Origin of the sequence: Williamwhitmania sp. (assembly GCA_035529935.1) — a bacterium.
In the GTDB taxonomy this organism is placed as follows: Bacteria; Bacteroidota; Bacteroidia; order Bacteroidales; family Williamwhitmaniaceae; genus Williamwhitmania.
Genome location: DATKVT010000009.1, coordinates 1 through 23531, shown reverse-complemented (window position 1 = coordinate 23531; position 23531 = coordinate 1). Strand labels below are relative to the sequence as shown.

Annotated in this window: 25 protein-coding genes; 16 read left to right on the top strand and 9 right to left on the bottom strand. The window is 42.7% G+C overall.

What is annotated here, in order from left to right; genetic code table 11:
- The first annotated feature begins 91 nt into the window (after window positions 1–91).
- The gene (locus VMW01_00590; GenBank protein HUW04733.1) at window positions 92–529 is read left to right on the top strand and encodes an Hsp20/alpha crystallin family protein; all 438 of its coding nucleotides are present in this window, start codon (window positions 92–94) and stop codon (window positions 527–529) included.
- Window positions 530–573: 44 nt separating this feature from the next.
- Here VMW01_00590 and VMW01_00585 read toward each other — a convergent pair whose 3' ends face one another.
- Window positions 574–756 (bottom strand): hypothetical protein, encoded by a 183-nt coding sequence (locus VMW01_00585; GenBank protein ID HUW04732.1) that lies wholly within the window; start codon window positions 754–756, stop codon window positions 574–576.
- Window positions 757–928: 172 nt separating this feature from the next.
- Here VMW01_00585 and VMW01_00580 point away from each other — a divergent pair, with 172 nt between their 5' ends.
- Together VMW01_00580 and clpB are read left to right on the top strand one after the other, a co-directional pair.
- Window positions 929–3739: an insulinase family protein gene (locus tag VMW01_00580; protein ID HUW04731.1), complete on the top strand. Its 2811-nt coding sequence runs from the start codon at window positions 929–931 to the stop codon at window positions 3737–3739.
- Window positions 3740–3892: 153 nt separating this feature from the next.
- Complete coding sequence (gene clpB, locus VMW01_00575; protein HUW04730.1) at window positions 3893–6484, top strand: ATP-dependent chaperone ClpB; 2592 nt, start codon at window positions 3893–3895, stop codon at window positions 6482–6484.
- Window positions 6485–6511: 27 nt separating this feature from the next.
- Here clpB and VMW01_00570 read toward each other — a convergent pair whose 3' ends face one another.
- Genes VMW01_00570 through VMW01_00560 form a run of 3 tightly spaced genes read right to left on the bottom strand, consistent with a single transcriptional unit; the run spans window position 6512 to window position 7568 of the window.
- Window positions 6512–6799: a PQ-loop repeat-containing protein gene (locus VMW01_00570; GenBank protein ID HUW04729.1), complete on the bottom strand. Its 288-nt coding sequence runs from the start codon at window positions 6797–6799 to the stop codon at window positions 6512–6514.
- A 55-nt stretch (window positions 6800–6854) separates the two neighbouring features.
- On the bottom strand, window positions 6855–7187 hold the full coding sequence (locus VMW01_00565) for an STAS domain-containing protein (GenBank protein ID HUW04728.1): 333 nt from the start codon (window positions 7185–7187) through the stop codon (window positions 6855–6857).
- 12 nt (window positions 7188–7199) lie between these two features.
- Window positions 7200–7568, bottom strand: coding sequence for an Hpt domain-containing protein (locus tag VMW01_00560; protein ID HUW04727.1), 369 nt, complete (start codon window positions 7566–7568; stop codon window positions 7200–7202).
- 210 nt (window positions 7569–7778) lie between these two features.
- Between VMW01_00560 and gcvT the strand changes: the two genes are divergently transcribed.
- From gcvT to VMW01_00530, 6 genes are all read left to right on the top strand, one after another.
- Window positions 7779–8882 (top strand): glycine cleavage system aminomethyltransferase GcvT, encoded by a 1104-nt coding sequence (gene gcvT, locus VMW01_00555; GenBank protein ID HUW04726.1) that lies wholly within the window; start codon window positions 7779–7781, stop codon window positions 8880–8882.
- Window positions 8883–8955: 73 nt separating this feature from the next.
- Entirely contained in the window at window positions 8956–9702 is a 747-nt protein-coding gene (locus VMW01_00550) for a 2-phosphosulfolactate phosphatase (protein ID HUW04725.1), read from the top strand.
- Between the two features lie 128 nt (window positions 9703–9830).
- Window positions 9831–10901 (top strand): 3-phosphoserine/phosphohydroxythreonine transaminase, encoded by a 1071-nt coding sequence (gene serC / locus VMW01_00545; protein ID HUW04724.1) that lies wholly within the window; start codon window positions 9831–9833, stop codon window positions 10899–10901.
- A 116-nt stretch (window positions 10902–11017) separates the two neighbouring features.
- Window positions 11018–11941 carry an NAD(P)-dependent oxidoreductase gene (locus tag VMW01_00540; GenBank protein ID HUW04723.1) on the top strand — a complete coding sequence of 308 codons (924 nt, stop codon included), beginning with the start codon at window positions 11018–11020 and terminating at the stop codon, window positions 11939–11941.
- A 51-nt stretch (window positions 11942–11992) separates the two neighbouring features.
- Entirely contained in the window at window positions 11993–12346 is a 354-nt protein-coding gene (locus VMW01_00535) for a four helix bundle protein (GenBank protein HUW04722.1), read from the top strand.
- Between the two features lie 62 nt (window positions 12347–12408).
- Window positions 12409–13650 (top strand): DUF1015 family protein, encoded by a 1242-nt coding sequence (locus VMW01_00530; protein ID HUW04721.1) that lies wholly within the window; start codon window positions 12409–12411, stop codon window positions 13648–13650.
- 257 nt (window positions 13651–13907) lie between these two features.
- On the opposite strand, the gene VMW01_00525 is transcribed toward VMW01_00530, so the two are convergent.
- Window positions 13908–14654, bottom strand: a complete 747-nt coding sequence (locus VMW01_00525; protein ID HUW04720.1) for a methyltransferase domain-containing protein — start codon at window positions 14652–14654, stop codon at window positions 13908–13910.
- Window positions 14655–14798: 144 nt separating this feature from the next.
- Here VMW01_00525 and VMW01_00520 point away from each other — a divergent pair, with 144 nt between their 5' ends.
- Window positions 14799–15464, top strand: coding sequence for a YggS family pyridoxal phosphate-dependent enzyme (locus VMW01_00520; GenBank protein HUW04719.1), 666 nt, complete (start codon window positions 14799–14801; stop codon window positions 15462–15464).
- Between the two features lie 49 nt (window positions 15465–15513).
- Complete coding sequence (locus tag VMW01_00515; protein HUW04718.1) at window positions 15514–16491, top strand: dihydroorotate dehydrogenase-like protein; 978 nt, start codon at window positions 15514–15516, stop codon at window positions 16489–16491.
- A 70-nt stretch (window positions 16492–16561) separates the two neighbouring features.
- Here the strand turns inward: VMW01_00515 and VMW01_00510 are convergent, their stop codons facing one another.
- Window positions 16562–17089, bottom strand: coding sequence for a hypothetical protein (locus VMW01_00510; protein ID HUW04717.1), 528 nt, complete (start codon window positions 17087–17089; stop codon window positions 16562–16564).
- Window positions 17090–17246: 157 nt separating this feature from the next.
- On the opposite strand from VMW01_00510, the gene VMW01_00505 reads away from it, so the two are divergent.
- From VMW01_00505 to VMW01_00495, 3 genes are all read left to right on the top strand, one after another.
- Entirely contained in the window at window positions 17247–18173 is a 927-nt protein-coding gene (locus VMW01_00505; protein HUW04716.1) for a hypothetical protein, read from the top strand.
- Window positions 18174–18185: 12 nt separating this feature from the next.
- The gene (locus tag VMW01_00500) at window positions 18186–18629 is read left to right on the top strand and encodes a hypothetical protein (GenBank protein ID HUW04715.1); all 444 of its coding nucleotides are present in this window, start codon (window positions 18186–18188) and stop codon (window positions 18627–18629) included.
- Between the two features lie 355 nt (window positions 18630–18984).
- Complete coding sequence (locus tag VMW01_00495; protein ID HUW04714.1) at window positions 18985–19338, top strand: RNA-binding protein; 354 nt, start codon at window positions 18985–18987, stop codon at window positions 19336–19338.
- 51 nt (window positions 19339–19389) lie between these two features.
- On the opposite strand, the gene VMW01_00490 is transcribed toward VMW01_00495, so the two are convergent.
- Window positions 19390–20568, bottom strand: coding sequence for a DUF6051 family protein (locus VMW01_00490; protein ID HUW04713.1), 1179 nt, complete (start codon window positions 20566–20568; stop codon window positions 19390–19392).
- A gap of 220 nt (window positions 20569–20788) precedes the next feature.
- On the opposite strand from VMW01_00490, the gene VMW01_00485 reads away from it, so the two are divergent.
- The gene (locus VMW01_00485; GenBank protein ID HUW04712.1) at window positions 20789–21652 is read left to right on the top strand and encodes a LytTR family DNA-binding domain-containing protein; all 864 of its coding nucleotides are present in this window, start codon (window positions 20789–20791) and stop codon (window positions 21650–21652) included.
- Between the two features lie 23 nt (window positions 21653–21675).
- Here the strand turns inward: VMW01_00485 and VMW01_00480 are convergent, their stop codons facing one another.
- Window positions 21676–22131 carry a hypothetical protein gene (locus VMW01_00480; protein HUW04711.1) on the bottom strand — a complete coding sequence of 152 codons (456 nt, stop codon included), beginning with the start codon at window positions 22129–22131 and terminating at the stop codon, window positions 21676–21678.
- A 320-nt stretch (window positions 22132–22451) separates the two neighbouring features.
- Between VMW01_00480 and VMW01_00475 the strand changes: the two genes are divergently transcribed.
- On the top strand, window positions 22452–23012 hold the full coding sequence (locus VMW01_00475) for a class I SAM-dependent methyltransferase (protein ID HUW04710.1): 561 nt from the start codon (window positions 22452–22454) through the stop codon (window positions 23010–23012).
- Between the two features lie 56 nt (window positions 23013–23068).
- On the opposite strand, the gene VMW01_00470 is transcribed toward VMW01_00475, so the two are convergent.
- A partial coding sequence (locus VMW01_00470; protein HUW04709.1) for a hypothetical protein occupies window positions 23069–23531 on the bottom strand: 463 nt, incomplete at its 5' end.

Here is a 23531-nt window from a genome sequence, read left to right as displayed (position 1 = left end):
TTTAATTGGTCTTCACCTGGTACGCAAGTTGCTAAATCATTTCTGAAATCACAAAAATAGTGTTTAACTTTTAAATATGGAGGATTTAGCCATGTTACCAATTGTAAAAAACTACAACAACTTACCCAGCCTTATTGATGATATTTTTGGTCGCAACTGGTTCGAAAATATCGTGGAGGGCTCAACAGGAAGGACAACGACACCTGCCGTTAATGTTTATGAGGACAAGGACGATTATCGTATTGAAGTTGCCGCTCCTGGGTTGAAGAAGGAGAATTTTAAACTTGATCTTAACCAGCGCGTGCTGTCCATCACTTCAGAAAAAATGGGTGAGCAAAAAGAGGAACAAGGTGGCAAGTTTATCAGAAAAGAGTTCAGCTATAACTCCTTCTGCAGAACATTTGCTCTTCCTTCGTCTGTGAATGCTGAAAAGATTTCGGCAAAATATGAAGAAGGTATTTTAACCGTATTACTACCCAAAAAGGAAGAGGCAAAAGTAATATCTGCTCGACAAATTGCAATTAGCTAATTTCTTGAGCACAGATTATTAAAATAAGGAGGGTCGTTCCCTCCTTATTTTGATTTTAGGCTATAGAAACACCGCTTTGGTGACTCTACAATGTTATCGGCAACAAGTTTCTTAATTGATTTCTCTACCTCTTTTTTCTCAATTCCTGAAAGTTCTGCAATTTCTCCTGCCTTTAGGGGTTTTCCCTCGTTTTTTAAGGTGGACACAACTTTTTCTTCGGTGTTCATAGCGATGGTTTTTGTTTGAATACGATACTGCTATTGAAGTTCAAAGTTACGATAATAGTATTTACTAGTTACTTTAGCTGTGGCGTTCATCATTAGTTTCAGCTGTTTTATGGAAAATAATGTTTATTTTTGATTATGAGAACCTATACAATTGAACAATAAACCTAATGTTATGAAAATTTTTAAGGGGGCATTATGGCTCGTATTATTGACATTTTGCAGCTTGGGGAGCATTGCACAAGGATTAGATTTAAATTCCCCAGTGCCGATTGATCCTAACTTCAGGATGGGCGTTTTGGGAAATGGCTTACACTATTACATTCGCCATAATGTAACGGTGAAGGATAGGGCCGATTTTTACATTGCACAAAATGTTGGTGCCATCTTGGAGGAAGATCCACAGAATGGTCTTGCTCACTTTTTGGAGCACATGGCCTTTAATGGTACAAAAAACTATCCTGATAAGAAGCTGATTGAGTATCTGGAATCAATAGGTGTGAAGTTTGGCGAGAATATTAATGCCTTTACTTCGCTCGATGAAACCGTATACAACCTATCCGATGTGCCGGTTGCACGGCAGAGCGCTGTTGATTCTGCTCTGTTGATCCTACACGACTGGTCGGGTTTTATTTCGCTAAAGGATGATGAAATTGATAATGAGCGCGGCGTAATCCGTGAGGAGTGGAGAACTGGTAGAGGTGCTGATAGGCGCATGTATAAGGAGTTGCTCCCAACAATTTATGCTGGATCGAAGTATGCAACTCGCGACGTTATTGGCGATATTAATGTAATTAACGGATTTGACCATAAGGAGATTCGTGAGTTTTATCACAAATGGTACCGTCCCGATCTTCAGTCTATTATCATTGTAGGAGATGTTGATGTTGCTAAGGTTGAGCAGTATATAAAGACTGTCTTTCAGGATATTCCGAAGCGCGAAAATCCAGCACCTCGTCCATTCTTTAGTGTTCCCGATAATAAGGAGCCAATTATTGGTATCGCTTCAGATCCGGAGGCAAAAAACAGCATTGTTAGGGTTTACTACAAGCGCCCTGTTGTTGCAGAGAATAAGAAGAATATGGAGTATATGCGTACTAACATTATTAAGGATTTGGTTTCTAGTATGCTCCGTTCACGATTGAACGAGTTAGTTCAGAAGCCTAACCCTCCTTATGTAGTTGCTTTTGCTAATGTTGGAAGCATGGTGCGAACGGAGGATGCATTTACTCTTACTGCCATTGCAAAAAACGACCAAACGTTGGATGGCCTTGGTGCCCTAATTCGGGAAGATGAGCGTATGCAAAAGTTTGGGTTTACGGATACGGAACTTGGTCGTGCAAAATCCGATTATCTCAGGGGCAAAGAAAATATGCTGAAGGAAAAGGATAAGCAGAAGAATGAAACTTTCGTTTGGGAGTGTGTTGACAACTTCCTTACAAATGAGCCTATGCCGAGCATTGAGTTTGATTATAAGTTTTCAGCCTCAGTTTTGCCAACCATTTCACTTGAGGAACTCAATGCCTATGCAAAATCACTGGTAACAGATACTAATATGGTGGTAACCATTACCGGACCAGAAAAGGAAGGTCTTAAGAATCCTACGAAGGAAGAGGTAATGAAGACAATTGCGGATGTAAAGGCCGAAAATATTCTGCCATACGTGGATCAGGTTTCTAATAAGCCTTTGGTTGAAAAGAAACCTGTGCCAGGCAAGGTGGAATCAACGAAAGAAGATAAGGCGTTTGGAACAACCGAGTGGACATTGTCCAACGGTGCGAAGGTGGTGTTTAAAAAGACCGATTTCAAGGAAGATCAAATTGTGCTAGAAGCGTATGCAGACGGAGGGACTTCCTTAGTCTCTGTTGAAGATTTACCCTCTATTAGTATGGCTGCCGATTTCGTTTCAAACGGAGGTGTTGGGGAGTTCAGTAGTGCGGAGTTGAATAAAATGCTGGCGGGAAAAGTTGTAGATGTAAGGCCTGATATTGGTGGAACCTCCGAAGGTATAAGCGGGACTGCTTCGCCAAAGGATTTTGAAGCCATGCTTCAACTAGTATATCTCTATTTTACTCAACCGAGAGTTGATGATGAAACTGCCACTGCGTTTATGCAGAGGCTAAAGGCATACTTTGCCAATGTAAGCGCTGACCCTCGTTCTGCTTTTAGGGATTCAATTTCTGTGTTGATGGCTAACCATAACTCCCGTGTTATGCCTATGAATGTCGACTTCTTGAATAAGGTAGATTATCAAAAAGCCATTAAACTATACAAGGAACGATTTGCCGATGCTTCTGCTTTTACCTTCATTTTTGCCGGCAATGTCAAACCTGAGGAGTCAAAGGCGCTTATTGAAACCTACATTGGAGGTCTTCCCTCGTTAAATAAAAAGGAGAATGCAAGAGATAATGGCGTTCGTCCACCAGTTGGTAAGGTCGAGAACCATTTTACTAAGCCATTGAAAACACCTAAAACTTCGGTCTACGTTGCTTACACTGGGAAGGCAGATTATACACTGGAGGACATAGTTGCAATGGATGCAATCCAGAGTATTCTGACGAACCGCTATACAGAGACAATCCGTGAAAAAGAAGGTGGATCGTATGGTGTTGGTGTGCGTGGTTCAGTGAACGATTTTCCTCTGCCTTCATTCAACATTTACATGGTGTTTGATACCGACCCAAAGATTGCCAATAAAATGATTGGTATCATTTATGCTGAGGTTGACAGCTTGATGAAAAATGGTCCTGCTGAGGAGACTCTTGCAAAGGCAAAGGAACATTTTATTACTGCCTTCCAGCAAAATGTTCGGGAAAATAGCTTTTGGACATCAACCATTCGCGAGAAATATGAGAATGGTTTGGATTCTTATACAAAATATTTGGAGGTGGTTAATAGTCTAACTCCAGCCAAAATAAAGGAGGCTGCAAATAAGTTCTTTGGCCAGGGTAATGTGGTTGAAGTTGTAATGTCTCCTGTTGAATAGAGCAAAATAATTTAGGATTGAAGATTGAAGGGTGAGCGTCTGCTCACCCTTTTTCTTTGCGCCACAATGTCCTGTTTTATTAAGTTTGTCGGCCAAATTGACCGGGATGATGAGTTGGCTTCCTTTTTGTATTGTAATGTTAAAATATACATTATGAACTTCAATAATTTTACCATTAAGGCACAGGAGGCTATTCAGCATGCATTCGATATAGCCCAGGGACTTACCCATCAGTCGGTGGAGACGGGGCATATACTAAAAGGCATACTATCAGAAAGCGAGGGGGTTTCAGGATTCCTATTCAAAAAACTTGGCGTGAATATCCCAATGCTGGAGATGGTTCTAAGTAAGATTGTGGAAGGGTATCCGAAGGTTAGTGGCGGTGAGCAATACCTTTCATCTACCGCTAATAGAGTTCTTCAGCGGGCACAGGACAGCGCAAAAGAGATGGGCGATCAATACATTTCGGTGGAGCATCTCTTGGTTGGCCTGCTTGAGACGGGTGATCCAGTGTCCCAAATGCTTCTTGATGCGGGAGTTTCAACCGGTGAACTAAAGAAGGCCGTGGCTGAACTTCGCAAGGGCTCCAAGGTTACCAGCCAAACAGCTGAAGATACATTCGACTCACTAAATCGTTTTGCCGTTAATCTTAACGAGCGGGCGAAGTTGGGGAAGCTTGACCCTGTTATAGGACGTGACGAAGAGATTCGTCGAGTACTGCAAATTCTTTCTCGAAGGACCAAAAACAATCCCATACTGGTAGGTGAGCCAGGGGTTGGAAAAACTGCTATCGCCGAAGGAATTGCTCACAGAATTGTAAACGGTGATGTTCCCGAAAATTTGAAGAATCGGCAAATTTATTCTCTCGATATGGGGGCTTTGATTGCCGGAGCCAAGTATAAGGGTGAGTTTGAGGAGCGTTTAAAGGCTGTGGTGAAGGAGGTTGTATCCTCCAATGGTGAGGTTATTCTTTTTATCGATGAAATTCACACCTTGGTTGGGGCCGGAGGAGGAGAAGGCGCAATGGATGCCGCTAACATTCTTAAGCCAGCACTGGCAAGGGGCGATTTACGTGCCGTTGGTGCCACCACACTTAACGAGTATCAAAAATATTTTGAAAAAGACAAGGCTTTAGAGCGTCGATTCCAAATGGTGCGGGTTGATGAGCCTGACAACCTTAGTGCTATTTCCATACTGAGAGGCTTGAAGGAGCGCTACGAAACCCACCACCAGGTTAGAATAAAGGACGACGCCATTATTGCAGCAGTTGACCTCTCGCAACGATATATCACTGAACGCTTTTTGCCCGACAAGGCCATTGACCTTATCGATGAGGCAGCTGCTAAGCTTAGGTTGGAAATGAACTCTGTCCCCGAGTCTATTGATGAGGTGGAAAGAAAGATTAAGCAGCTGGAGATTGAGCGTGAAGCCATTAAGCGTGAAGGCGATAATCGTAAGCTAGCCGACCTGGGTAAGGAACTCGCAGAACTTTCGGAGGAGCGCACTCGACTCAGAGCAAAGTGGCAATCGGAAAAGGCAGTGGTGGATAAAATACAGCTGAATAAGAAGCGCATTGAGCAATTTAAGTTGGAAGCTGAAGATGCAGAGCGGCGAGGTGACTATGGAAAGGTTGCAGAGTTGAGGTATGGGAAAATTAAGGATGCTGAAGCTGCCATCATCTCCCTTAAGGCTGAACTTAGCGGCCTGCAGGCGGAAAGTGCTATGATAAAGGAGGAGGTAGATGCTGAAGATATTGCTGAGGTTGTGAGCCGATGGACACACATTCCGGTAAGCCGAATGCTACAAAGCGAGAAGGAGAAGTTATTGACGCTGGAGTCTGAACTGCACAAGCGTGTTATTGGTCAGGACGAGGCTATTGATGCGGTTGCTGATGCTGTGCGTCGGAGTCGTGCGGGGCTGCAGGATCCGAAACGACCTATTGGCTCGTTTATTTTTCTTGGAACCACAGGCGTTGGGAAAACAGAGTTGGCAAGGGCATTGGCCGAATTTCTCTTCGACGATGAAAATCTCATGACTCGCATCGACATGAGCGAGTATCAAGAACGTCACTCTGTTTCTAGACTAATAGGTGCTCCTCCCGGCTATGTGGGCTATGACGAAGGAGGCCAATTGACCGAGGCCGTGAGAAGAAAGCCATACTCCGTTATTCTGCTCGACGAAATTGAAAAAGCACATCCAGATGTTTTCAATATTCTACTACAGGTGCTGGACGATGGCCGATTAACCGATAACAAGGGGCGTACGGTGAACTTTAAAAACACCATTATTATTATGACCTCCAATGTGGGATCGTCGCTAATTCAAGAGCGACTTGCTGAAGGGGTGGTTGCTGACAATTTGCTTGAGGAATTAAAGCAACAGGTCTTCGCACTGCTACGACAGTCGGTTCGTCCTGAATTTTTGAACCGTATTGATGAGGTTATCCTCTTCAGTCCATTGACCCTTGAACAGGTAAAAGATATTGTTAGGCTTCAGTTTAAGGGTATTCAAAAGATGCTGAAACCTAGTGGTGTAGAAATTGAACTTGGCGATGCTGCTGCTGATTGGATTGCAATGCAGGGATTTGATCCGGCAATGGGTGCACGTCCTGTAAAGCGGGTGCTGCAAAAGTTGGTGTTGAACGAACTGTCGAAGCAACTTCTTTCTGGCAGTTTGAGCGATTCTGGAACTATTTTAATTACAATGGCTCCCGATGGCAATTCGCTAAGGTTTACAAGAGAATAACAGGAAAGGTCCCGCGAAGGGACCTTTTTATTTTTCTATCACTACCATTTTATATGCATACTTGGCATACAACAAGTAAATTACAATTAGAATATTGACTGCATAGTTAAAATAGAGGGGGATGTGGTAACTTTTTACAAAAATATCGCCGGCAACAATATAGCAGAAGGTTAATATTTCACCCCAAAACCATAGCCATAAAAAGAGGCTGCTAAGGTCATCAACCTTTTTTGTTTTCCATGTTTTTACAAGTTGTGGCAATCCACAAATGCTAAATAGGATACTCCCTAGCCACCCAACAACTTCTATAGACATCGCTTTTTTTGCAAAGGTGATTAAAAACAGCCTCTACAAAAATGACTTACGTCATCTATGCATTCTTCAAACAGCCTTCTCTTGTGGTGTGAATTTCAAATACAGTGTGCAGCTGGAGTAGATTTATCAAGGACATAACATCCGGCATGATGCAGCAAAACATTAACTTGCTTTCGTTGGTTTTGCTTGTTCTTAAAAAGGAGAGAAGCATTCCAAATCCAGAGCTATCGATGTAGCTTATGCCGGTAAGATCAATGATAACTTTGCTGGTTGGGGTAATGAGGGCAGTAACCTCATCCTTAAATTCACCAATGTTGCTCACGTTGATCTTGTTAACACTTGGGAAAGTCACAATGCTAACTCCGTTAATAGGTTCAACCTTAACCATAGGTTTTATGTATTACAAGTTTGACTTTATTGTTTCTAACTCAGCAATTGCCAGCTGGCAAGTTTCTTTGAACAGGTCAATGTATCCTCGATAGTTCTCCGTTTCCTCGCCATTTTTAGCCAAAAGTTCAAAATCCTTCATCTTGGCTGATAGATTTGTGATACCCATGGTGGCAACCGATGATTTTGCTTTGTGGGCTATCTGACCAAGTTTAAGGTAATCCTTTGCCTCATTAGCAGCCTCCATGTCATGAATAAAGACAGGAACCTGCAAGAAGAAAATCTTAAGCATGTCTAAGAAAAGTTCATCGCTACCGTCGGTCAGTTCCTCCAGAACGGCAAGGCTAACAAGCTTAGGTTTAAATTGTAAGTTCTGAAACATAACTTGGTTTTTATGCAAGTTTAACGTTTTTTTTTCACTTTTTTCAGCAATTCTAATTATTTGACACGTTGCGAATATAATAGACATGGAGGAATACTGCTCATAAACATATTCGTTTTTTTTATAGTTGTAATCGATTGCACTAGGGCAAACTATAAAAATATTTACCTTTGCCATCAAACGTTTAGTTGTTAAAAAATACTTAAAATAATGAAACATACCGCCTTTACCCAGTTTCATATTGACTTGGGTGCAAAAATGGCTTCGTTTGCCGGATATAACATGCCTATTGAGTATACAGGCATAAACGACGAGCACATGGCTGTCCGTGAAAAAATTGGTGTATTCGACGTTTCTCACATGGGTGAAGTTTGGGTCAAGGGTCCTCGTGCCTTCGATTTTGTGCAATACATAACCTCCAACGACGTGGCTGCGCTTTTCGATGGAAAAGTGCAGTATTCTTGCCTTCCCAACGGCAAAGGTGGCATTGTTGACGATTTGTTGGTATACCGTGTTAATGCAGAAACTTATCTTTTGGTAATTAATGCTGCGAATATTGACAAGGATTGGAATTGGTTTTGTGAGAATGCTCCTAAGTTTGGTCTAACCATTGGCAAGGAACTTTTCAATGCTTCTGACGAAATATGCCAGCTTGCAGTGCAAGGTCCTCTAGCGCTGAAGGCAATGCAGAAGTTGACCAGCACTCCCATTGAGGAGATGGAATACTATACATTTAAGAAACTTGATTTTGCCGGTATCAAAGATGCTATTCTATCTACAACTGGTTATACTGGTTCTGGCGGTTGCGAGATTTATGTTTCAAACGAGGATGGACCAAAACTCTGGAATGCAGTGTTTGAGGCAGGAAAAGAGTTTGGTATTCAGCCTATTGGCCTTGGCGCTCGCGATACACTTCGTTTGGAGTCAGGCTTTTGCCTTTATGGTAACGACATCAACGATACAACCTCTGCCATAGAAGCAGGTCTAGGATGGATTACTAAGTTCACCGATCATAAGGATTTTATCGATAAAGCTATTCTACTAAAGCATAAAAAAGAAGGGGTTAGCCGTAAGTTGGTGGCATTTGAAATGATCGACAAGGGCATTCCTCGTCAACACTACCCAATTGTAGATATTGAAGGCGATACCATCGGAGAGGTTACCTCTGGAACCATGTCGCCAATGCTAAAAGTAGGAATTGGAATGGGCTACGTGAAAACTGAGTTTTCGAAGCTTGGCTCTGAGATTTTTATTAACGTTAGGAACAAAAACCTGAAGGCAAGGGTGGTTAAGACTCCATTCTTTCAGAAATAGCTACCTTTGGGTAAACTTTTTATGAGGTATAAAGTTTTCTTTATACCTTTTTTTTCACGCTAAGTTCATGAGCATGTCTAATAAAGTTGTGGAGGTATGTTTCTCCCCAAGCTTATTTAATCACCACGCCGATCCTGCTGCCACCATGGTGGTTGTGGACGTTTTGCGTGCAAGTTCAGCCATTTGCACGGCCTTTGCACACGGAGCCTCCTCCATTATTCCTGTTGCGGAGACGGAGGCAGCACGGGAGTTGAAGAACCAAGGCTTTCTTGTGGCTGCCGAGCGCGATGGCAAGGTGCTCGACTTTGCTGATTTTGGGAATTCACCATTTAATTTTGCACGGGAAACGGTTCAAGGGCGTAGCGTTGTATACAGCACTACCAATGGAACAAAAGCTATTCACATGGCCTCCATTGGGAAGGAGGTAATAGTTTCGTCATTTTTGAACTTCTCGGCTACCGCTGCTTATCTTGGTAGACATGCTGAAAAAGTCGTGGTGTTTTGCTCTGGTTGGAAGGGTCGCTTTAGTTTGGAAGATGCCGTATATGCAGGAGCATTGGCTGACAAGCTGATTAACGAGTATGGCTTTTCTACCATTTGCGATTCGGCCATTGCCGCTATGGATGTGTGGCAGCTTGCTAAACCCGATCTAGTGGGCTATATTCAGAAAGCTGCCCAGCGCAGTCGCTTGCGGAACATGGGCCTTGACGATGTGATTGAGTTTTGCCATACACCTGACTATACCGACATTGTTCCTCGTTTTGACGGGGAGAGCCTCCAGCCCATTTGTGAGAATATTAAGATGAAGGGCTCGGTTTAAGCTACTGTTTTTATCCTAAACACCGTTTGAGTGTTGTAAATCATAAATAAATGGTGGATTATTCGAAAAATATTTCCCAATTTTGAATGGTTTTATTTCAGTATATTACACCTTTAAGTTAACTCGATATGAAAAAGCATAATTTTACAGCTGGCCCATGTATTTTGGCGCCATCAGTGCTCGAAAATCTTTCGAAAGCTGTTTTGGATTTTGATGGATCGGGGCTATCCCTGATTGAGGTTTCTCACCGTGATGCAGCATACGATGTTGTGCACAACGAAGCAATCTCCCTCTTCAAGGAGCTCCTAAATATTCCAGAAGGTTACCATGTGCTCTTTCTTGGTGGGGGTGCCAGCTTGCAATTCTGCATGGTTCCTTTCAACCTTTTAAACAAGAAGGCAGCCTATCTCGAAACAGGCGTCTGGGCTAAGAAAGCGCTAAAGGAAGCACAACTCTTTGGCGAGGTGATAACTGTTGCCTCATCAGCTGACAAAAATTATGCATACTACCCCAAGGGATATACCATTCCAAAGGATGTAGACTACTTTCATATCACCACCAACAATACCATCTACGGAACTGAAATACATGAGGATATGGAATGTCCGGTAACCCTTGTTGCCGATATGTCTTCTGATATTTTTAGCCGTCCGGTTGACATTAAGAAGTATGGTATGATTTACGGAGGTGCTCAGAAAAACCTTGGACCTGCTGGTGTAACTTTCGTGATTATCCGCGAAGACATTCTTGGCAAGGTTGACCGCAAGATTCCAACGATGCTGGACTACCGTACCCACATCAAGGAGAACTCACTTTTTAACACTCCTCCTGTGTTTGGCATTTTTGCCATTAGGGAAACCCTACGCTGGATGAAGTCATTGGGTGGAGTTCAGAAAATGTATGAGCGTAACCAAGCAAAAGCTAAACTTCTTTACAGCGAGATTGAGCGTAACCCAATGTTTCAGGGAACTGCTGCCGTTGAGGATCGTTCGTTGATGAATGTTTGCTTTGTTATGACCGATAAGTATAAAGAGAAAGAGGCTGACTTTATGACCTTTGCAAAGAGCAAGGGAATGGTTGGCATTAAAGGTCACCGTTCAGTGGGCGGTTTCCGCGCTTCGCTCTATAATGCACTCCCAATTGAAAGTGTTCAGGCATTGGTTGACTGCATGCAAGAATTTGAAAAGGCAAATGCTTAATAGTTAAAACCAGCATAAGGGGTGGAATGGCTTTGGCCGTTCACCCCTTTTTTTCTGGTAGCCACTATTATGGTCAAGCCATGATCAATTTATAATAACCTAACAGCTATATCGTTATGACAAGAGTATTAGTTGCCACCGATAAACCCTTTGCAAAAGCGGCGGTGGATGGTATCCGTAAAATTGTGGAAGATGCTGGCTTTTCACTTGAACTTCTGGAGAAATATACTAGTGCCAGCGACCTAGTTAAGGCTGTTGAAACAGTTGATGCCATCATTGTGCGAAGCGATAAAATTACAAGAGAGGTTGTTGAGGCGGCCAAAAACCTAAAGATCGTGGTTCGTGCTGGTGCCGGATACGACAACCTAGATCTTGCTGCTTGTACCGAGAAGGGTGTTGTTGCCATGAATACTCCTGGACAGAACTCCAACGCTGTTGCCGAACTTGCCCTGAGCATGATGGTTTTTATGGCTCGAAATAGTTTTCAATCTGGCACTGGCTCTGAACTTAAAGGAAAGAAATTGGGTATTCATGCCTATGGAAATGTGGGCAAACTCGTTGGTCATATTGCCAAGGGGTTTGGAATGGAGGTTTATTCCTTCGATCCATTTGTTGCCAAGGAGATAATGGAGAAGGACGGCGTTAAGGTTGTTGGCTCTGTTGAAGAGCTTTATAGCACCTGTCACTACGTATCACTCCATATTCCGGCCAACGATAAGACTAAAAAGTCAATTGGCTACCAGCTACTTTCCAAAATGCCTAAGGGGGGAACTCTCATCAATACAGCCCGTAAGGAGGTTATAGACGAGGATGGGTTGCTTAAGGCCATGCTTGAAAGGAATGACTTAAAGTATTCAACCGATATTATGCCCGATAGCCATACTGCGCTGGTTGAGAAACTTGGCACACGTTATTTCAGTACCCCGAAGAAAATGGGAGCTGAAACTGCAGAGGCAAATATCAATGCCGGCATAGCCGCTGCCACCCAAATTGTGAACTTCATTAAAAAGGGAGATAAAACTTTTCAGGTGAACAAGTAGTGAGATGTGAATAGTGAATAGAGAATACGATGTAATGAAATATTCTGGCTAATGGATCACAAAGATCTGAACGTTTGGAAACAGAGTGTTGATTTTGTAGTCGATATTTATGGGTTAACGACTTCCTTCCCTAAAGAAGAAGTTTTTGGTTTAACCAGCCAAATGCGCAGAGCATCTATTTCTATTCCTTCAAATATTGCAGAAGGCGCTGCTAGAAGTAGTGATGCAGAGAATATACATTTTATGTATATAGCACTGGGTTCTGCCTCAGAGCTGGAAACACAGTTAATTATATCAAACAGGCTTGGTTTTGTTAGTGATATATCCAGTCAGAGTAAGGCTCTTGCGGAAATAAAACAGCAACTCTTAGGTCTTATTCGACACTTGAAAAGCAAAAAGAAATAGACTTCACAACTCACAATTCACAACTCATAATTCACCATTCACCATTCACAACAACCGACAATATGGTAAAGATAAAACCTTTCAAAGGGCTACGACCGCCCAAAGAGATTGCGGCGGAGGTTGCCTCCAGGCCCTACGATGTGCTGAACTCAGAGGAGGCTCGCGCTGAAGCAACAGAAAAATCACTACTGCACATTATCAAACCGGAAATTGACTTTGCACCTGGTTTCGACGAACATGCTCCAGAAGTTTATGCCAAAGCCGTGGAGAACTTCCAAAAGTGGCAAGATAAAGGTTGGCTCATTCAGGATGCCAAGGAGCAATACTACGTTTATGCTCAAACCATGGAGGGCAGGACGCAGTATGGGCTTGTTGCTTGCTGCAGCGTTGAGGATTATATGACTGGCAAGATTAAAAAGCATGAGCTTACCCGCAAGGATAAGGAGGAGGATCGCATGAAGCACGTGCGCAATACCAACGCCAACGTGGAACCGGTATTCTTTAGCTATCCTGCGGTGAAGGAGGTAGACCTCATTGTGGAAAATATTGTGAAGAGCAGTAACCCAGTGTACGATTACGTGGCACCCGATGGCTTTGGTCACCACTTTTGGATTATTACCGACGATGCAACAAACATGCGCATCACCGAGCTTTTTCATAAAGTTCCAGCGCTCTATGTTGCCGATGGTCACCACCGCACAGCCGCAGCGGCTCTAGTGGGCAACGAGAAAATGAAGGCAAACCCAAACCATACGGGCAGCGAGGAGTATAACTTTTTCTTGGCCGTAATTTTCCCCGACAACCAGCTGAAAATTATTGACTACAACCGGGTAGTAAAGGATTTGAATGGACTTACACCTTCACAGCTGATTGAGAAGTTAAAAGTCGATTTCGACGTTAAGGGTATGGGGACTGAAATATACAAACCCTCCAGGTTGCACAATTTTAGCATGTATCTTGAGGGCAATTGGTATAGCCTTACGGCTAAGGCTGGTACCTATAATGACAGCGACCCCATTGGTGTGCTCGATGTTACCATTCTCTCCAACCTTGTGCTTGATAAACAGCTAGGCATAAAGGATCTCAGGACCGATAAGCGTATTGATTTTGTTGGTGGAATTCGCGGACTTGGTGAACTGAAAAGTCGCGTGGATAAGGGTGGGATGAAGGTAGCCTTTGCCTTGTATGCCGTTACCATGAAGCAGCTAATTGATATTGCCGATACAGGTAACATTATGCCGCCCAAGACCACTTGGTTTGAGCCTAAGCTTCGCAGTGGTTTGGTTATTCATAAGTTGGATTAAGCCTCTGATATTGAATTTGGTGAGCCTCGGATAATTCCGGGGTTTGCCTATTTGTAGAAGGGAGGTGTGCAATGTTTCTACCAGGGAGATTTATGCAAAAATCGATTAGGCCCCATTGCCTAAAAGGAGCGTTCCTAATTATAAATCGATCAGCCCCTTTTTGCAAGTTGGGGCGCCCCTTTTTTTAATCGAACTGCCCCTTTGGGATTATCAACCTTAATAATCTTGTTTTGACCTGCATTGCAGAAGGGCAAAGTTTAGATGCCCTTTTGCTGGAACACGGCAACAATGCTGTCCTTGAAAACGGGTATCATCTTAAATGGCGCTAGGTATCGGGAGTGGTAAAAGTTTATGGCACGGCATTGTGTTACCTCAAGGTTTAGGTTTTGTCCGATGCTTCGCAGCTCATTTACCGTGTATTCTCTAAAATGTCCGGGGTTCTTGTCGTAGAGCCTTATCTTTTCAAAAGGGTTACGGCCAAGCAGCAAAGCAATTCTGTTTTTGAGCGTAGCAGCATTGGGTGTGGTAATTAGCAACTTGCCAGTTGGGGTAAGCAGGTTGCTAAGAAAGGTGATGGCATATTCAGGTGCCGTATGTAAATGCTCCAGCGTTTCGCAGAAGGATATTAGATCGAACTTCTCCGCTAATGCAGGCCACTGGTTTGGATCTTTGGCGTCGTTTATGTTGAAGGTGGTATGGTTTTTTACCGACACGTTTCCGTTTTCCCTATGACCGCCATCGTCATCAATTGGGTCTAAGCCCAACGTGCTTACGTTTAAGTAGTGGGAGAGCAGCATCTCCGTAAATGGGCTACGTCCAATGTCGAGCACGCTCGCATTCTTGCTTGGAACCAGCTGGCGGCAGATGGCAAAGGTGGTGTTGAACCGTCGCTGATGCTGGATGAAGTATTCCGCCACAGCCTTTTTTCCACAGGTTTTATCTTTTTCCAAAGTTCGCAGCGCATCGAGGCGTGCGGTGGGCTCATCGGTAATGTGTGCAGTCATCAACTTTCATTTAGATGTTCAAAAGTAGAAATAAAATGATGCTAAACGAAGAGATGGCTTGTTTCATGGACCTATAAACCATTAATCTTTTGACATGGTTCTTCACTCAAATTGCTATCTTTGCTATTCAAAACACTAATAGCCATGAGCGTTGCTGATAATCTAAAGCATATTTTGAGCACCATCCCTCCTAATGTGGAGTTAGTTGCCATTTCCAAAACAAAACCGGTGGAGGTGGTGATGGAGGCTTACCAAGCTGGTCAGCGGACGTTTGGCGAAAACAAGGTGCAGGAGATGGCGGCCAAGCAGGAGGTGATGTCCAAGGATATTCGCTGGCACATGGTGGGACATCTTCAGTCGAACAAGGTTAAGTTTATTGTTCCATTCGTGAGCCTTATACACTCAGTTGATAGCCAAAAGTTGCTGGCGGTAATCGATAAAGAGGCTGCCAAGGTAAACCGAGTGGTCGATTGCCTGCTGCAGGTTCACATTGCAACTGAGGATACCAAGTTTGGCTTCGATCGTAACGAACTTCTTTCCTTGGTGAACTCTGGCGCGCTTGGCGGCTATAGCCATGTGAGGGTTTGTGGCTTAATGGGGATGGCCACCTTTACCAATGATCAGGAGCAAGTTCGGGGCGAGTTCGGTGGACTTAACCGTCTTTTTGAGGAGATGAAGCCCCTGTTTGGTAAGCATTTCACGCAGCTGTCCATGGGAATGTCGGGCGATTATCTCCTTGCCATTGAGGAGGGAAGCACCATGGTTCGAGTTGGCAGCTCCATCTTTGGTGAAAGAAATTATGCAATCTAGCATTGTCTGAACTGAAATAATTAAGATATTTAGAAAAAAAATATTTGCCATGCTTAGCTTAGAAACCACCTATCTTGGCCTTACGTTGAAGAACCCAATTGTTGTAAGCAGCTCAGGCCTTACCTCATCGGTTCCAAAGATTGTTGAAATGGAAAAAGCTGGCGCGGGTGCTGTAGTGCTCAAGTCGCTTTTTGAGGAGCAAATTCTGCATGAAGCGGGGATGCTCGAAGTGTCCAATGACTATCCGGAGGCCTCCGACTACATTAGAAACTATACTAAGGCAAATTCAGTTGGTCAATACCTTACCCTTATAAAAGAGGCAAAGGCTGCAGTTTCAATTCCGGTTATTGCAAGTATCAACTGCGTATCGTCCAAGGACTGGATTGGCTTTGCCCGACGGGTGGAAGAGGCCGGGGCCGATGCCCTAGAGGTAAACGTATTCTTTCTGCCAACCGATAGCGAGAAACCTGCTTCGTATTACGAGCGAACCTATCTTGAACTGGCTGAAAAGCTACGTGAGGCAGTATCTATTCCGCTCGTTTTTAAGTTGGGTAACCATTTTACCAATGTTCTCTGGCTTATACGTGAACTATACTTCCGAAAAGTGAACGGTGTCGTACTGTTCAACCGCTTTTATGAACCAGATATTGATATTAGCCGGATGAAGATGGTGGCATCTGAAGTGTTTAGCCATCCGGCAGATGTTCGCAATTCACTCCGCTGGGTAGCACTTGCAGCTGACATGGTACCTAATTTAAGCATAGCATCCTCAACAGGTATTCATAGCGGTGAGGCAGTAGTGAAGATGATATTGGCTGGTGCGAATATAACTCAAGTATGCTCTGCGGTATATAAGAGCGGGCCGTTAGCGATTACACAAATGATCTCTTTCCTTGAGAAGTGGATGGTCGACAAGGGATTCAGCAAGATTGAAGATTTTAGGGGATTGCAAAGCTACGCTAAGATTGCGGACCCCGCTGCCTATGAGCGCTCCCAGTTTATGCGCTATTTTTCTAACATGGAATAATTTCCGTTATCAATATAAAAAGGCCCAGAAGATTTTAATCTCTGGGCCTTTTGTGTTTTATCATTAAACCTTATTGGGCAGCCTTTTTCTCTTCAAGAATGTTTATAAGGTCCACCATGAGGAGTTTTTTCTCAGGGGAAAAGGTGTGAAGATGATCCTTTATTTTACCAATGGAGCTGATCACCTGAGTCTCTTCTGTAGCCTGACAGTTTTCCTCTACAAGGGTAAGTATCTCATGAGTTAGGAGTATATCCCCTTCGATTGTCATATTGATATAGGGCTCGAGATATTCGCTAAAATCGAGCCTGCTCTGCCAACTGGCCGAAATGAGTTCTGTTTGTATTTTGATATTTCCACATGCCAGCGTGAAGTTGGCGATAATTGGTGTTGCCAACTTGTTTTTTAAATCCGCCACCAGCTCATATATCTTCCTTTTTATGGCTTCCGATGGCTGAGTTCTCACGTTCTCAAGAATGACCTCTAAACTGGACAAGGTGCCTATTTCCCTCAGACTCTCTAGGTTTTTAATGATGTCCTCTTCCGATCCATTGAATATAGCCAACCCTTGATTATTGGCTATGTTTGACTCTTTTTCCATTATTTGCTTATATTTTTTGCAAAGCTATAAATTATTTCGTTTTTTTAGTTTCGAAGAATATGCCGAAAAAAGGGATTCCTTTACGTCACGAAATGAAAAAAAGAGTAACTTTACTAGGGTTAAAATCTGTCGCGTTTTACATTAATAGCAAAACAGTATGATTTTTAGAATAGGAAGATGTCGCTTGGTCAAAGGTTCCCTTTTACTAGCCTTAGTTTTAGGGATAACCAACTGTTCCTCCGATAAGGGAGGTGCCGGGCAAACGGCCATTAGCGTTGACTCTTTGGTATCAAATGATGGGGCGTTGCAAAAGGGATTGTCAACCGCTAAGCAAATATTTTACTCCTTACCGTCTCCACTCGAAACAGCGCTTATTCTAAAGCGAGCAGGAGCGACCTACAACGAGGATCTGCTTAATCCGGTAGAAAATGCATCACGCTATTCAACCAACAAAAGTATGGCGCTGAATCTAGGTATTTATAGTACAGACCTCAGTTACGCAAGTTTATTCGACCAGACGCAAGCAACCATAAAATACATGTCTGCCTCAAAAAAGATGGCAGAGGGTCTGGGAATTCTCAATGCCATTGACAATAGCGTTGTTCAGAGGCTTGAAGAGAATGTGAATAACCGAGATGTAATCATGGATATTATTTCCGAAACATTTTTAAATACCAACTCTGTTCTTGAGGAGGATGATCGCGCATCGGTTGGAGCTGTAATTCTTGTCGGTGGGTGGATTGAGGGCCTTTATCTTGCGACCAGCTTAGTTGGTGATTCAAAGAATGTTGACTCGGAACTTATGGAGCGCATTATTGACCAGAAGCTTTCGCTGGTTACTGTAATCAGCCTGCTCGATCAGTATAAGGCTAACCCCGATGTTAAATCTGTGTTGACTGATATACAGGCGCTCAAAGCAGTTTTTGATGAGATTGAAATTACAATTTCCGACGTGGAAATTGTTCCAGGTAAAGATGGAGCACCGGCAACGCTTCGCGCGAAAAGCGTGATTTCCGTGAAACCGGAATCGTTTGCCAAGCTAAAAGCTACCACTTATGAAATTAGAACCAAGTATATACAGTAATTTATTCCTGCCATGAAGAGATTTTGGATAATTGCAATTCCGCTCGTCTTTTTACTGGTTCCGCAGCTTGGTTACTCCCAATGCAAGAACTTTGCCAAGAAGGTCTGCAAGTCTGAGCTGGCACCGTATCTGCACGATGGGAACTATAATGCGGCCATTCTAACTGAAGGTGAAGATGCAGAGTTATTTAAAACCTTTTATGCTGGTCAGGAGTATCGCATCGCAGTATGCTCTTCCAGTGCATTACCAAAGGTGAACTTCACCATTATGGATACCCAGCGGAAGGTCTTATACGAAAGCAAGGATCATAACTACGCGCTTTACTATGATTTTAAAGCAGAGACAACACAAATGCTTATAATTTCTGTGAAGGTCAATACAAAAAGCGGAACTGCCCCTTCCGATGAGCTTGTGAGCGGTTGTGTGGCTATAATGTTTGGTCTAAAGATGAAATAATCAAGGTAGATTGAGATAACGGCCGGGTGTTTCCCGGCTTTTCTTTTTTGAGGCTATTTGACTTTGTTGTGTATTAACTGATTAGAGCGTTGCTCAAATGGACTGACAGTTTGAGTATTAATAAACTAATATTTTTAAGAAAAAAACATTTTTTTTGATAAATGAGTTTTGGCTATTCTTAATTGTTTACCTTTGCAAGGCAAAATTTGAGTTTAAGTTATTGTTCTTTTAGATTGTTCTTCTCTGCTTTTTAAACTTTCTAACGGTTTGTTGCGAAGACCAGAAACGAAAAAGTTAGTAATCAACTTAAGGCTCAAATAGGACTTATAACCTTTTTTAATTTATTATTACTTAGATGAACATTTTTGTTGCTAACTTGAGTTTCAGAGTTGAGAACGACGATCTGAAGAAATTATTCGAAGAGTATGGCGAAGTAGCTTCGGCCAAAGTTATTACTGATAAGTTTTCTGGTAGATCCAGAGGATTTGGCTTTGTTGAAATGAACGACGAGGCTGAAGGAAATAAGGCTATCGAAGAGCTGAACGGTGTTGAGCTTGATGGCAAAGTAATTGCAGTTTCTGTGGCTAGACCAAGAGAAGAGAGACCTCAGGGCGAAAGAAGATCTTTCGACAGAGGTGAAAAAAGGTTTGGTGGCAACAGTGGTGGAGGTTCTTCATCATATGGTGACAGAAGACCAAAGAGATACTAGTATATCTGGTTTCTTTATATAGGAAAAGGTCCGGTTTGCGCCGGACTTTTTTTATGCTAAGAAGGCTGATGCCTTCGTAAATATTTGGTTGAATGAACCATTTAGAGTTGACGAAGACACCCCTTTGGAGGCTAATGGAAATGGCATCTCGTGAGTATAAGGGAAGGGAAAGTCCAACTCCTCAAATCTCGGTTTTCGATTGGTTCTAAGGCCTATTGCTTTTTGTATTCCTATCGAGGATATCACGGTATCTTGCTTAAGGCCGATTGCATAAAGCCTATCGGCTGCTTTTTCAAAGGCCATTTCACGCATCTCTCTGTTTCTGTTGGCTGAAAGCATTGCGTAAAACGCCTGCCCCATCTCATCCTTTAAAATAAACTTAGACAAAGGAGTTTCCCTGCGCACCTCCGCCTCAAACTCAGTTAAGTAGTAGCTGCTTAGGCGAGCAAATGCACTTTTGCCCAAGATGTGCTTCGAGGTTCCTTGCATATCCTCAAAAAGAGCACCACCGCAGAAGAGGAAGAATCGGGAGTCGTTGAATAGACCATAGGGATTTGCCACCAGCAGAACCTGTGCTAGAAAGGCACCGATGGAATAGGCAAAGATGTCCACCTTCGTATTCTTTTCGAATGGAGCAATATGGCCAAGGCTAAGCTGCTCGGTTAAATGCACTATGTCTAGTGCACTCTGGTGACCTGAAGTGAAAAATCGCAACGGTTCCTCTGTAAGTCTTACAGATAGGGCAAAGTTGAGGTAGGTGGTCATGTTGTCAATAAATGGCAGTAATGATTTTGCCTTGGTTAGGAGAGGAAGCATAGCTCTTGCATTAGCCCAGGATTGAGGTGCCCTATTCATATGGAAGGAGATTGGGAAGAGTATCACAGGAACATTGTTTGTCTTTGCGAGGTAAACAGCCCAAGCCCAATATTTTTGCCATGAGCGCTCGTTTAAACCATGCAGCATAATTATAGCTCTGTTAAAACTTCGATTCTCATTCGGGAATACCATGGGATACGAAAAGGTTTGGTTCTCGGAGATTTGGTTATCGCTGTTTTGAGTTAGCAGTCTGGATATCTGGCTCATGGCGTCGTTCTTGGGGCCACCATTAAGTCGCCAAGGTGAGCTGAACTGCTTCCATTCAACCACATGTTCTGAATCGGGAAATACCACCTTTTTGTCGCAGCAGTTAGGTAGCGTTTTTAGCTGGTTGAATAGTGTGGTGTAATCCATGGCTGTATTTGTTTGAGGTTGTATGCAAAGGAACAATGGTATTCAGCCGAAAGCAAAAATGTGGGATATTGCTGGGTGCAATGGGCTTGAATAGCGCTATATGGGGTGAATAATCATATAGCGGGGCAAAATATTTTAGTTAAAAGAAATGCTGATCGATTTTTTTAGCCAACGGCTAACCTGAATTCTTTACCTTTGTTTCAGAAACGTAGTTTAAACAATGGTAGACTTTCAGCGGACTATTCCTGGTTATCTAAACCAAAAAGAAAATATTGTTAAGCTGATCATCTTTACTGCAGCTTTCGCCCTTGTGTTTATCAATATTTACGCTCCTTTTGGTGTTGAAAGCTGGTTTGCGGTAACAAGGTTGCAGCTGTTTTTTTACTCTAGTTTGGTAATTCTTACCGGTGTGCTGGTTGTGGTGATTAGCCGCGTGTTCATGTATCACCTATGCAAGCACTATTCTCTCAACTTAATTCAATTCTTGATTTGGATTCTGCTGGAGGTGTTTTTCATGGCACTTTTCTACGCGGTGTACGAAAAGTATATACTCCATGAAACCCGATTGTTTGAAACGTTATTGAAGGTCTCTATTCAGAATACAGCATTGGTTTTGCTAATTCCGTATTCAGTTCTGTGGTTATACTTCTCCTGGAAAGATAAAAAGTTGATGCTTGACCAGATTTCACAAGGCCAATCATTCCCAAACAATTCGAAAAACATGGTTCCTTTTCATGATGAGAAGGGTGTGTTGCAATTTTCCGTAAAAATGGAGAGCCTGCTCTACCTCGAAGCTTCCGATAACTACGTGAAAGTTTGCTACTTGAATAAGGAGAAGATTGCACGCTATATGCTGCGTAATACCCTAAAGAAAATGGAGGCAAACTTTAATGGAATGGAACTTATCCGCTGCCATCGTTCATATATGGTCAACTTTGATAAGGTAAAGGTTATTCGCAAGGATAAGGACGGACTGATGCTTGAGTTGGATACCCTCAACGCCGTCGATATTCCTGTTTCGAAAACCTATGTGGAGAATGTTATGAAAACTTTCTCCCGATTTTCTGCTTCTCTCGGCCGGTAAAGTTCGATTAATAAAGTTGTTGGCTAGCCCTTTCTTCGGAGATGCCAATAGTAGTCCGCTATGAGCAGGCCTATTAGAATAGCGGATTCATCACCGCTATATACCGTAATTTCTCCTCGTAACGAGAGTCCATTGTATAGAATTCTGGTGTTATCTGACCCGTTGAGTTCCCACCTCGTGTGCCAAAAGTTGGTAAATTCCCAAATGTAACTCTTCCCATTTGGCCAATCAACCTGGGCTTTGCGTCTCCATCGGTTAAAAACTACCTCTGCCAGTTGGGTGTTGGTTTCGACTTGATTTAATATACCTTTTCTGTTGAAAAATCCCTTTACGAAAAAGACAACTTGCATGTTTTTTAACCTTGCCGTTGGTTCGTAGCGCCATATTTTTCGCGTTATTTCTCCAACTTCCGTGTCTCTTTCCAGCAGTAAGGTCCTCCGGCTAAAAGGGCCTCTTTTCCATTTGATGGTTGTATTCATTTCCTTAAAAATAAATTGCAACAATTGCTAACTCAAGCACCCATTTCTATTCTCGTTAAAGTTACACTCTTTTTGAATTTGTTTCAAGTTACTATAAAGGAGTTTCGTCGGCAATTTCCCATAACTCATCGTTTTTTGTTTTTTATTTTTGTGCGATTTAGTCAACTTTGAAATGGCTTAGCACGAATTATTGTGCTAGCGTTATATTGAAAAGGACTTATCTAATAATATTCTTTGCTAGAGTTTAGCGAGGAAGAAATTTCTGATAATTGTTGGTTTCGATTTTAATTTTTGTTGTGTTTTGATATAGATTAATCGCTATGAGCAAAGTAGATGCATTACGGGTTTGTCCTGTAGAAAGGGCTGGTGGACTCGATAATTGGGTGAGAAGATGGCTGCAAAATCCTCGAAAAATTTTGGCTCCCTACGTGAGCAAGGGAATGGTCGTTCTCGACATGGGTTGTGGTCCCGGTTTCTTTTCGGTGGAAATGGCCAAGATGGTGGGTGTGTCGGGGGAGGTAATTGCTGTTGATCTGCAGGAGGGAATGCTCAACAAGGTGAGGCGCAAAATTGCAGGCACCCAGCTGGAGAAGCGAGTTACACTTCATCAGTGTCGCCGTGATAGCATTGGCGTAACCAATCTTGTTGACTTTGTATTGGCCTTCTACATGGTGCATGAAGTTCCAAATCCGGAGGCACTGTTTAGGGAGTTGAAGTCAATTTTAAAGCCCAACGGTAAGATGCTGATTGTGGAACCAAAGTTCCATGTTTCGCCAGAGGCATTTGAGGTAATGGTGAATCAGTTGGAAAATATGGGCCTTGAGGTATTGGAACGACCTAGGGTTTTCTTTAGTAGGAGTGTGGTGGTTGGTGTAATGTAAAAAGAGTAAACCGTTGAATGTTTACTCTTTTTGTTTAGCACAGACACTACTATTTTTTAAAAGTATTTGCTAATCTTGGACGGGACTATATCGATATGACCTTCCCAATCAATTACAATATCGTCTATTATCGCTTTTATCTGTTTGTAATCATCTGGATTATTGCGGTATCCAATTATGATTGTATCAATTACTAGATGAGGAGTTCTCTCTATTTCTCTTATTTCTGTTGATTTGCTTTTAATAGTATTGGCTGGGGACTCTTCATTATTGCATTTACGCATAATCTCTTTCATTTGGTCTTCTTCCTCTCCTTGCTTTTTAAGGACTTCTATTTGCTTTTTTGAATTCAATGGTAAGGTTGCATATTGTATTCGTTTCCCATTTTTATAGCTGTAGAATGGATTCGTTCGCCTAACGTTTTCAGTTGCTTGAGCCGTTATTAATAACCGCACTTCTCTTTCAAATTTGTAAATCTCTGGCTTGTGAAATGGACCTATGTAGTTAATAATTCCTTTT

What these genes read in the sequence shown, in the direction of transcription:
- VMW01_00495 (HUW04714.1), top strand. Translation starts at nt 18,985, where the DNA reads ATGAACATTTTTGTTGCTAACTTGAGTTTCAGAGTTGAGAACGACGAT.
- VMW01_00500 (HUW04715.1), top strand. Translation starts at nt 18,186, where the DNA reads ATGAAGAGATTTTGGATAATTGCAATTCCGCTCGTCTTTTTACTGGTT.
- VMW01_00480 (HUW04711.1), bottom strand. Translation starts at nt 22,131, where the DNA reads ATGAATACAACCATCAAATGGAAAAGAGGCCCTTTTAGCCGGAGGACC.
- VMW01_00580 (HUW04731.1), top strand. Translation starts at nt 929, where the DNA reads ATGAAAATTTTTAAGGGGGCATTATGGCTCGTATTATTGACATTTTGC.
- VMW01_00535 (HUW04722.1), top strand. Translation starts at nt 11,993, where the DNA reads ATGGATCACAAAGATCTGAACGTTTGGAAACAGAGTGTTGATTTTGTA.
- VMW01_00475 (HUW04710.1), top strand. Translation starts at nt 22,452, where the DNA reads ATGAGCAAAGTAGATGCATTACGGGTTTGTCCTGTAGAAAGGGCTGGT.
- VMW01_00515 (HUW04718.1), top strand. Translation starts at nt 15,514, where the DNA reads ATGCTTAGCTTAGAAACCACCTATCTTGGCCTTACGTTGAAGAACCCA.
- VMW01_00585 (HUW04732.1), bottom strand. Translation starts at nt 756, where the DNA reads ATGAACACCGAAGAAAAAGTTGTGTCCACCTTAAAAAACGAGGGAAAA.
- VMW01_00590 (HUW04733.1), top strand. Translation starts at nt 92, where the DNA reads ATGTTACCAATTGTAAAAAACTACAACAACTTACCCAGCCTTATTGAT.
- VMW01_00560 (HUW04727.1), bottom strand. Translation starts at nt 7,568, where the DNA reads ATGTTTCAGAACTTACAATTTAAACCTAAGCTTGTTAGCCTTGCCGTT.
- VMW01_00570 (HUW04729.1), bottom strand. Translation starts at nt 6,799, where the DNA reads ATGTCTATAGAAGTTGTTGGGTGGCTAGGGAGTATCCTATTTAGCATT.
- VMW01_00530 (HUW04721.1), top strand. Translation starts at nt 12,409, where the DNA reads ATGGTAAAGATAAAACCTTTCAAAGGGCTACGACCGCCCAAAGAGATT.
- VMW01_00505 (HUW04716.1), top strand. Translation starts at nt 17,247, where the DNA reads ATGATTTTTAGAATAGGAAGATGTCGCTTGGTCAAAGGTTCCCTTTTA.
- VMW01_00520 (HUW04719.1), top strand. Translation starts at nt 14,799, where the DNA reads ATGAGCGTTGCTGATAATCTAAAGCATATTTTGAGCACCATCCCTCCT.
- VMW01_00510 (HUW04717.1), bottom strand. Translation starts at nt 17,089, where the DNA reads ATGGAAAAAGAGTCAAACATAGCCAATAATCAAGGGTTGGCTATATTC.
- VMW01_00540 (HUW04723.1), top strand. Translation starts at nt 11,018, where the DNA reads ATGACAAGAGTATTAGTTGCCACCGATAAACCCTTTGCAAAAGCGGCG.
- VMW01_00525 (HUW04720.1), bottom strand. Translation starts at nt 14,654, where the DNA reads ATGACTGCACACATTACCGATGAGCCCACCGCACGCCTCGATGCGCTG.
- serC (HUW04724.1), top strand. Translation starts at nt 9,831, where the DNA reads ATGAAAAAGCATAATTTTACAGCTGGCCCATGTATTTTGGCGCCATCA.
- clpB (HUW04730.1), top strand. Translation starts at nt 3,893, where the DNA reads ATGAACTTCAATAATTTTACCATTAAGGCACAGGAGGCTATTCAGCAT.
- VMW01_00565 (HUW04728.1), bottom strand. Translation starts at nt 7,187, where the DNA reads ATGGTTAAGGTTGAACCTATTAACGGAGTTAGCATTGTGACTTTCCCA.
- VMW01_00485 (HUW04712.1), top strand. Translation starts at nt 20,789, where the DNA reads ATGGTAGACTTTCAGCGGACTATTCCTGGTTATCTAAACCAAAAAGAA.
- VMW01_00490 (HUW04713.1), bottom strand. Translation starts at nt 20,568, where the DNA reads ATGGATTACACCACACTATTCAACCAGCTAAAAACGCTACCTAACTGC.
- gcvT (HUW04726.1), top strand. Translation starts at nt 7,779, where the DNA reads ATGAAACATACCGCCTTTACCCAGTTTCATATTGACTTGGGTGCAAAA.
- VMW01_00550 (HUW04725.1), top strand. Translation starts at nt 8,956, where the DNA reads ATGTCTAATAAAGTTGTGGAGGTATGTTTCTCCCCAAGCTTATTTAAT.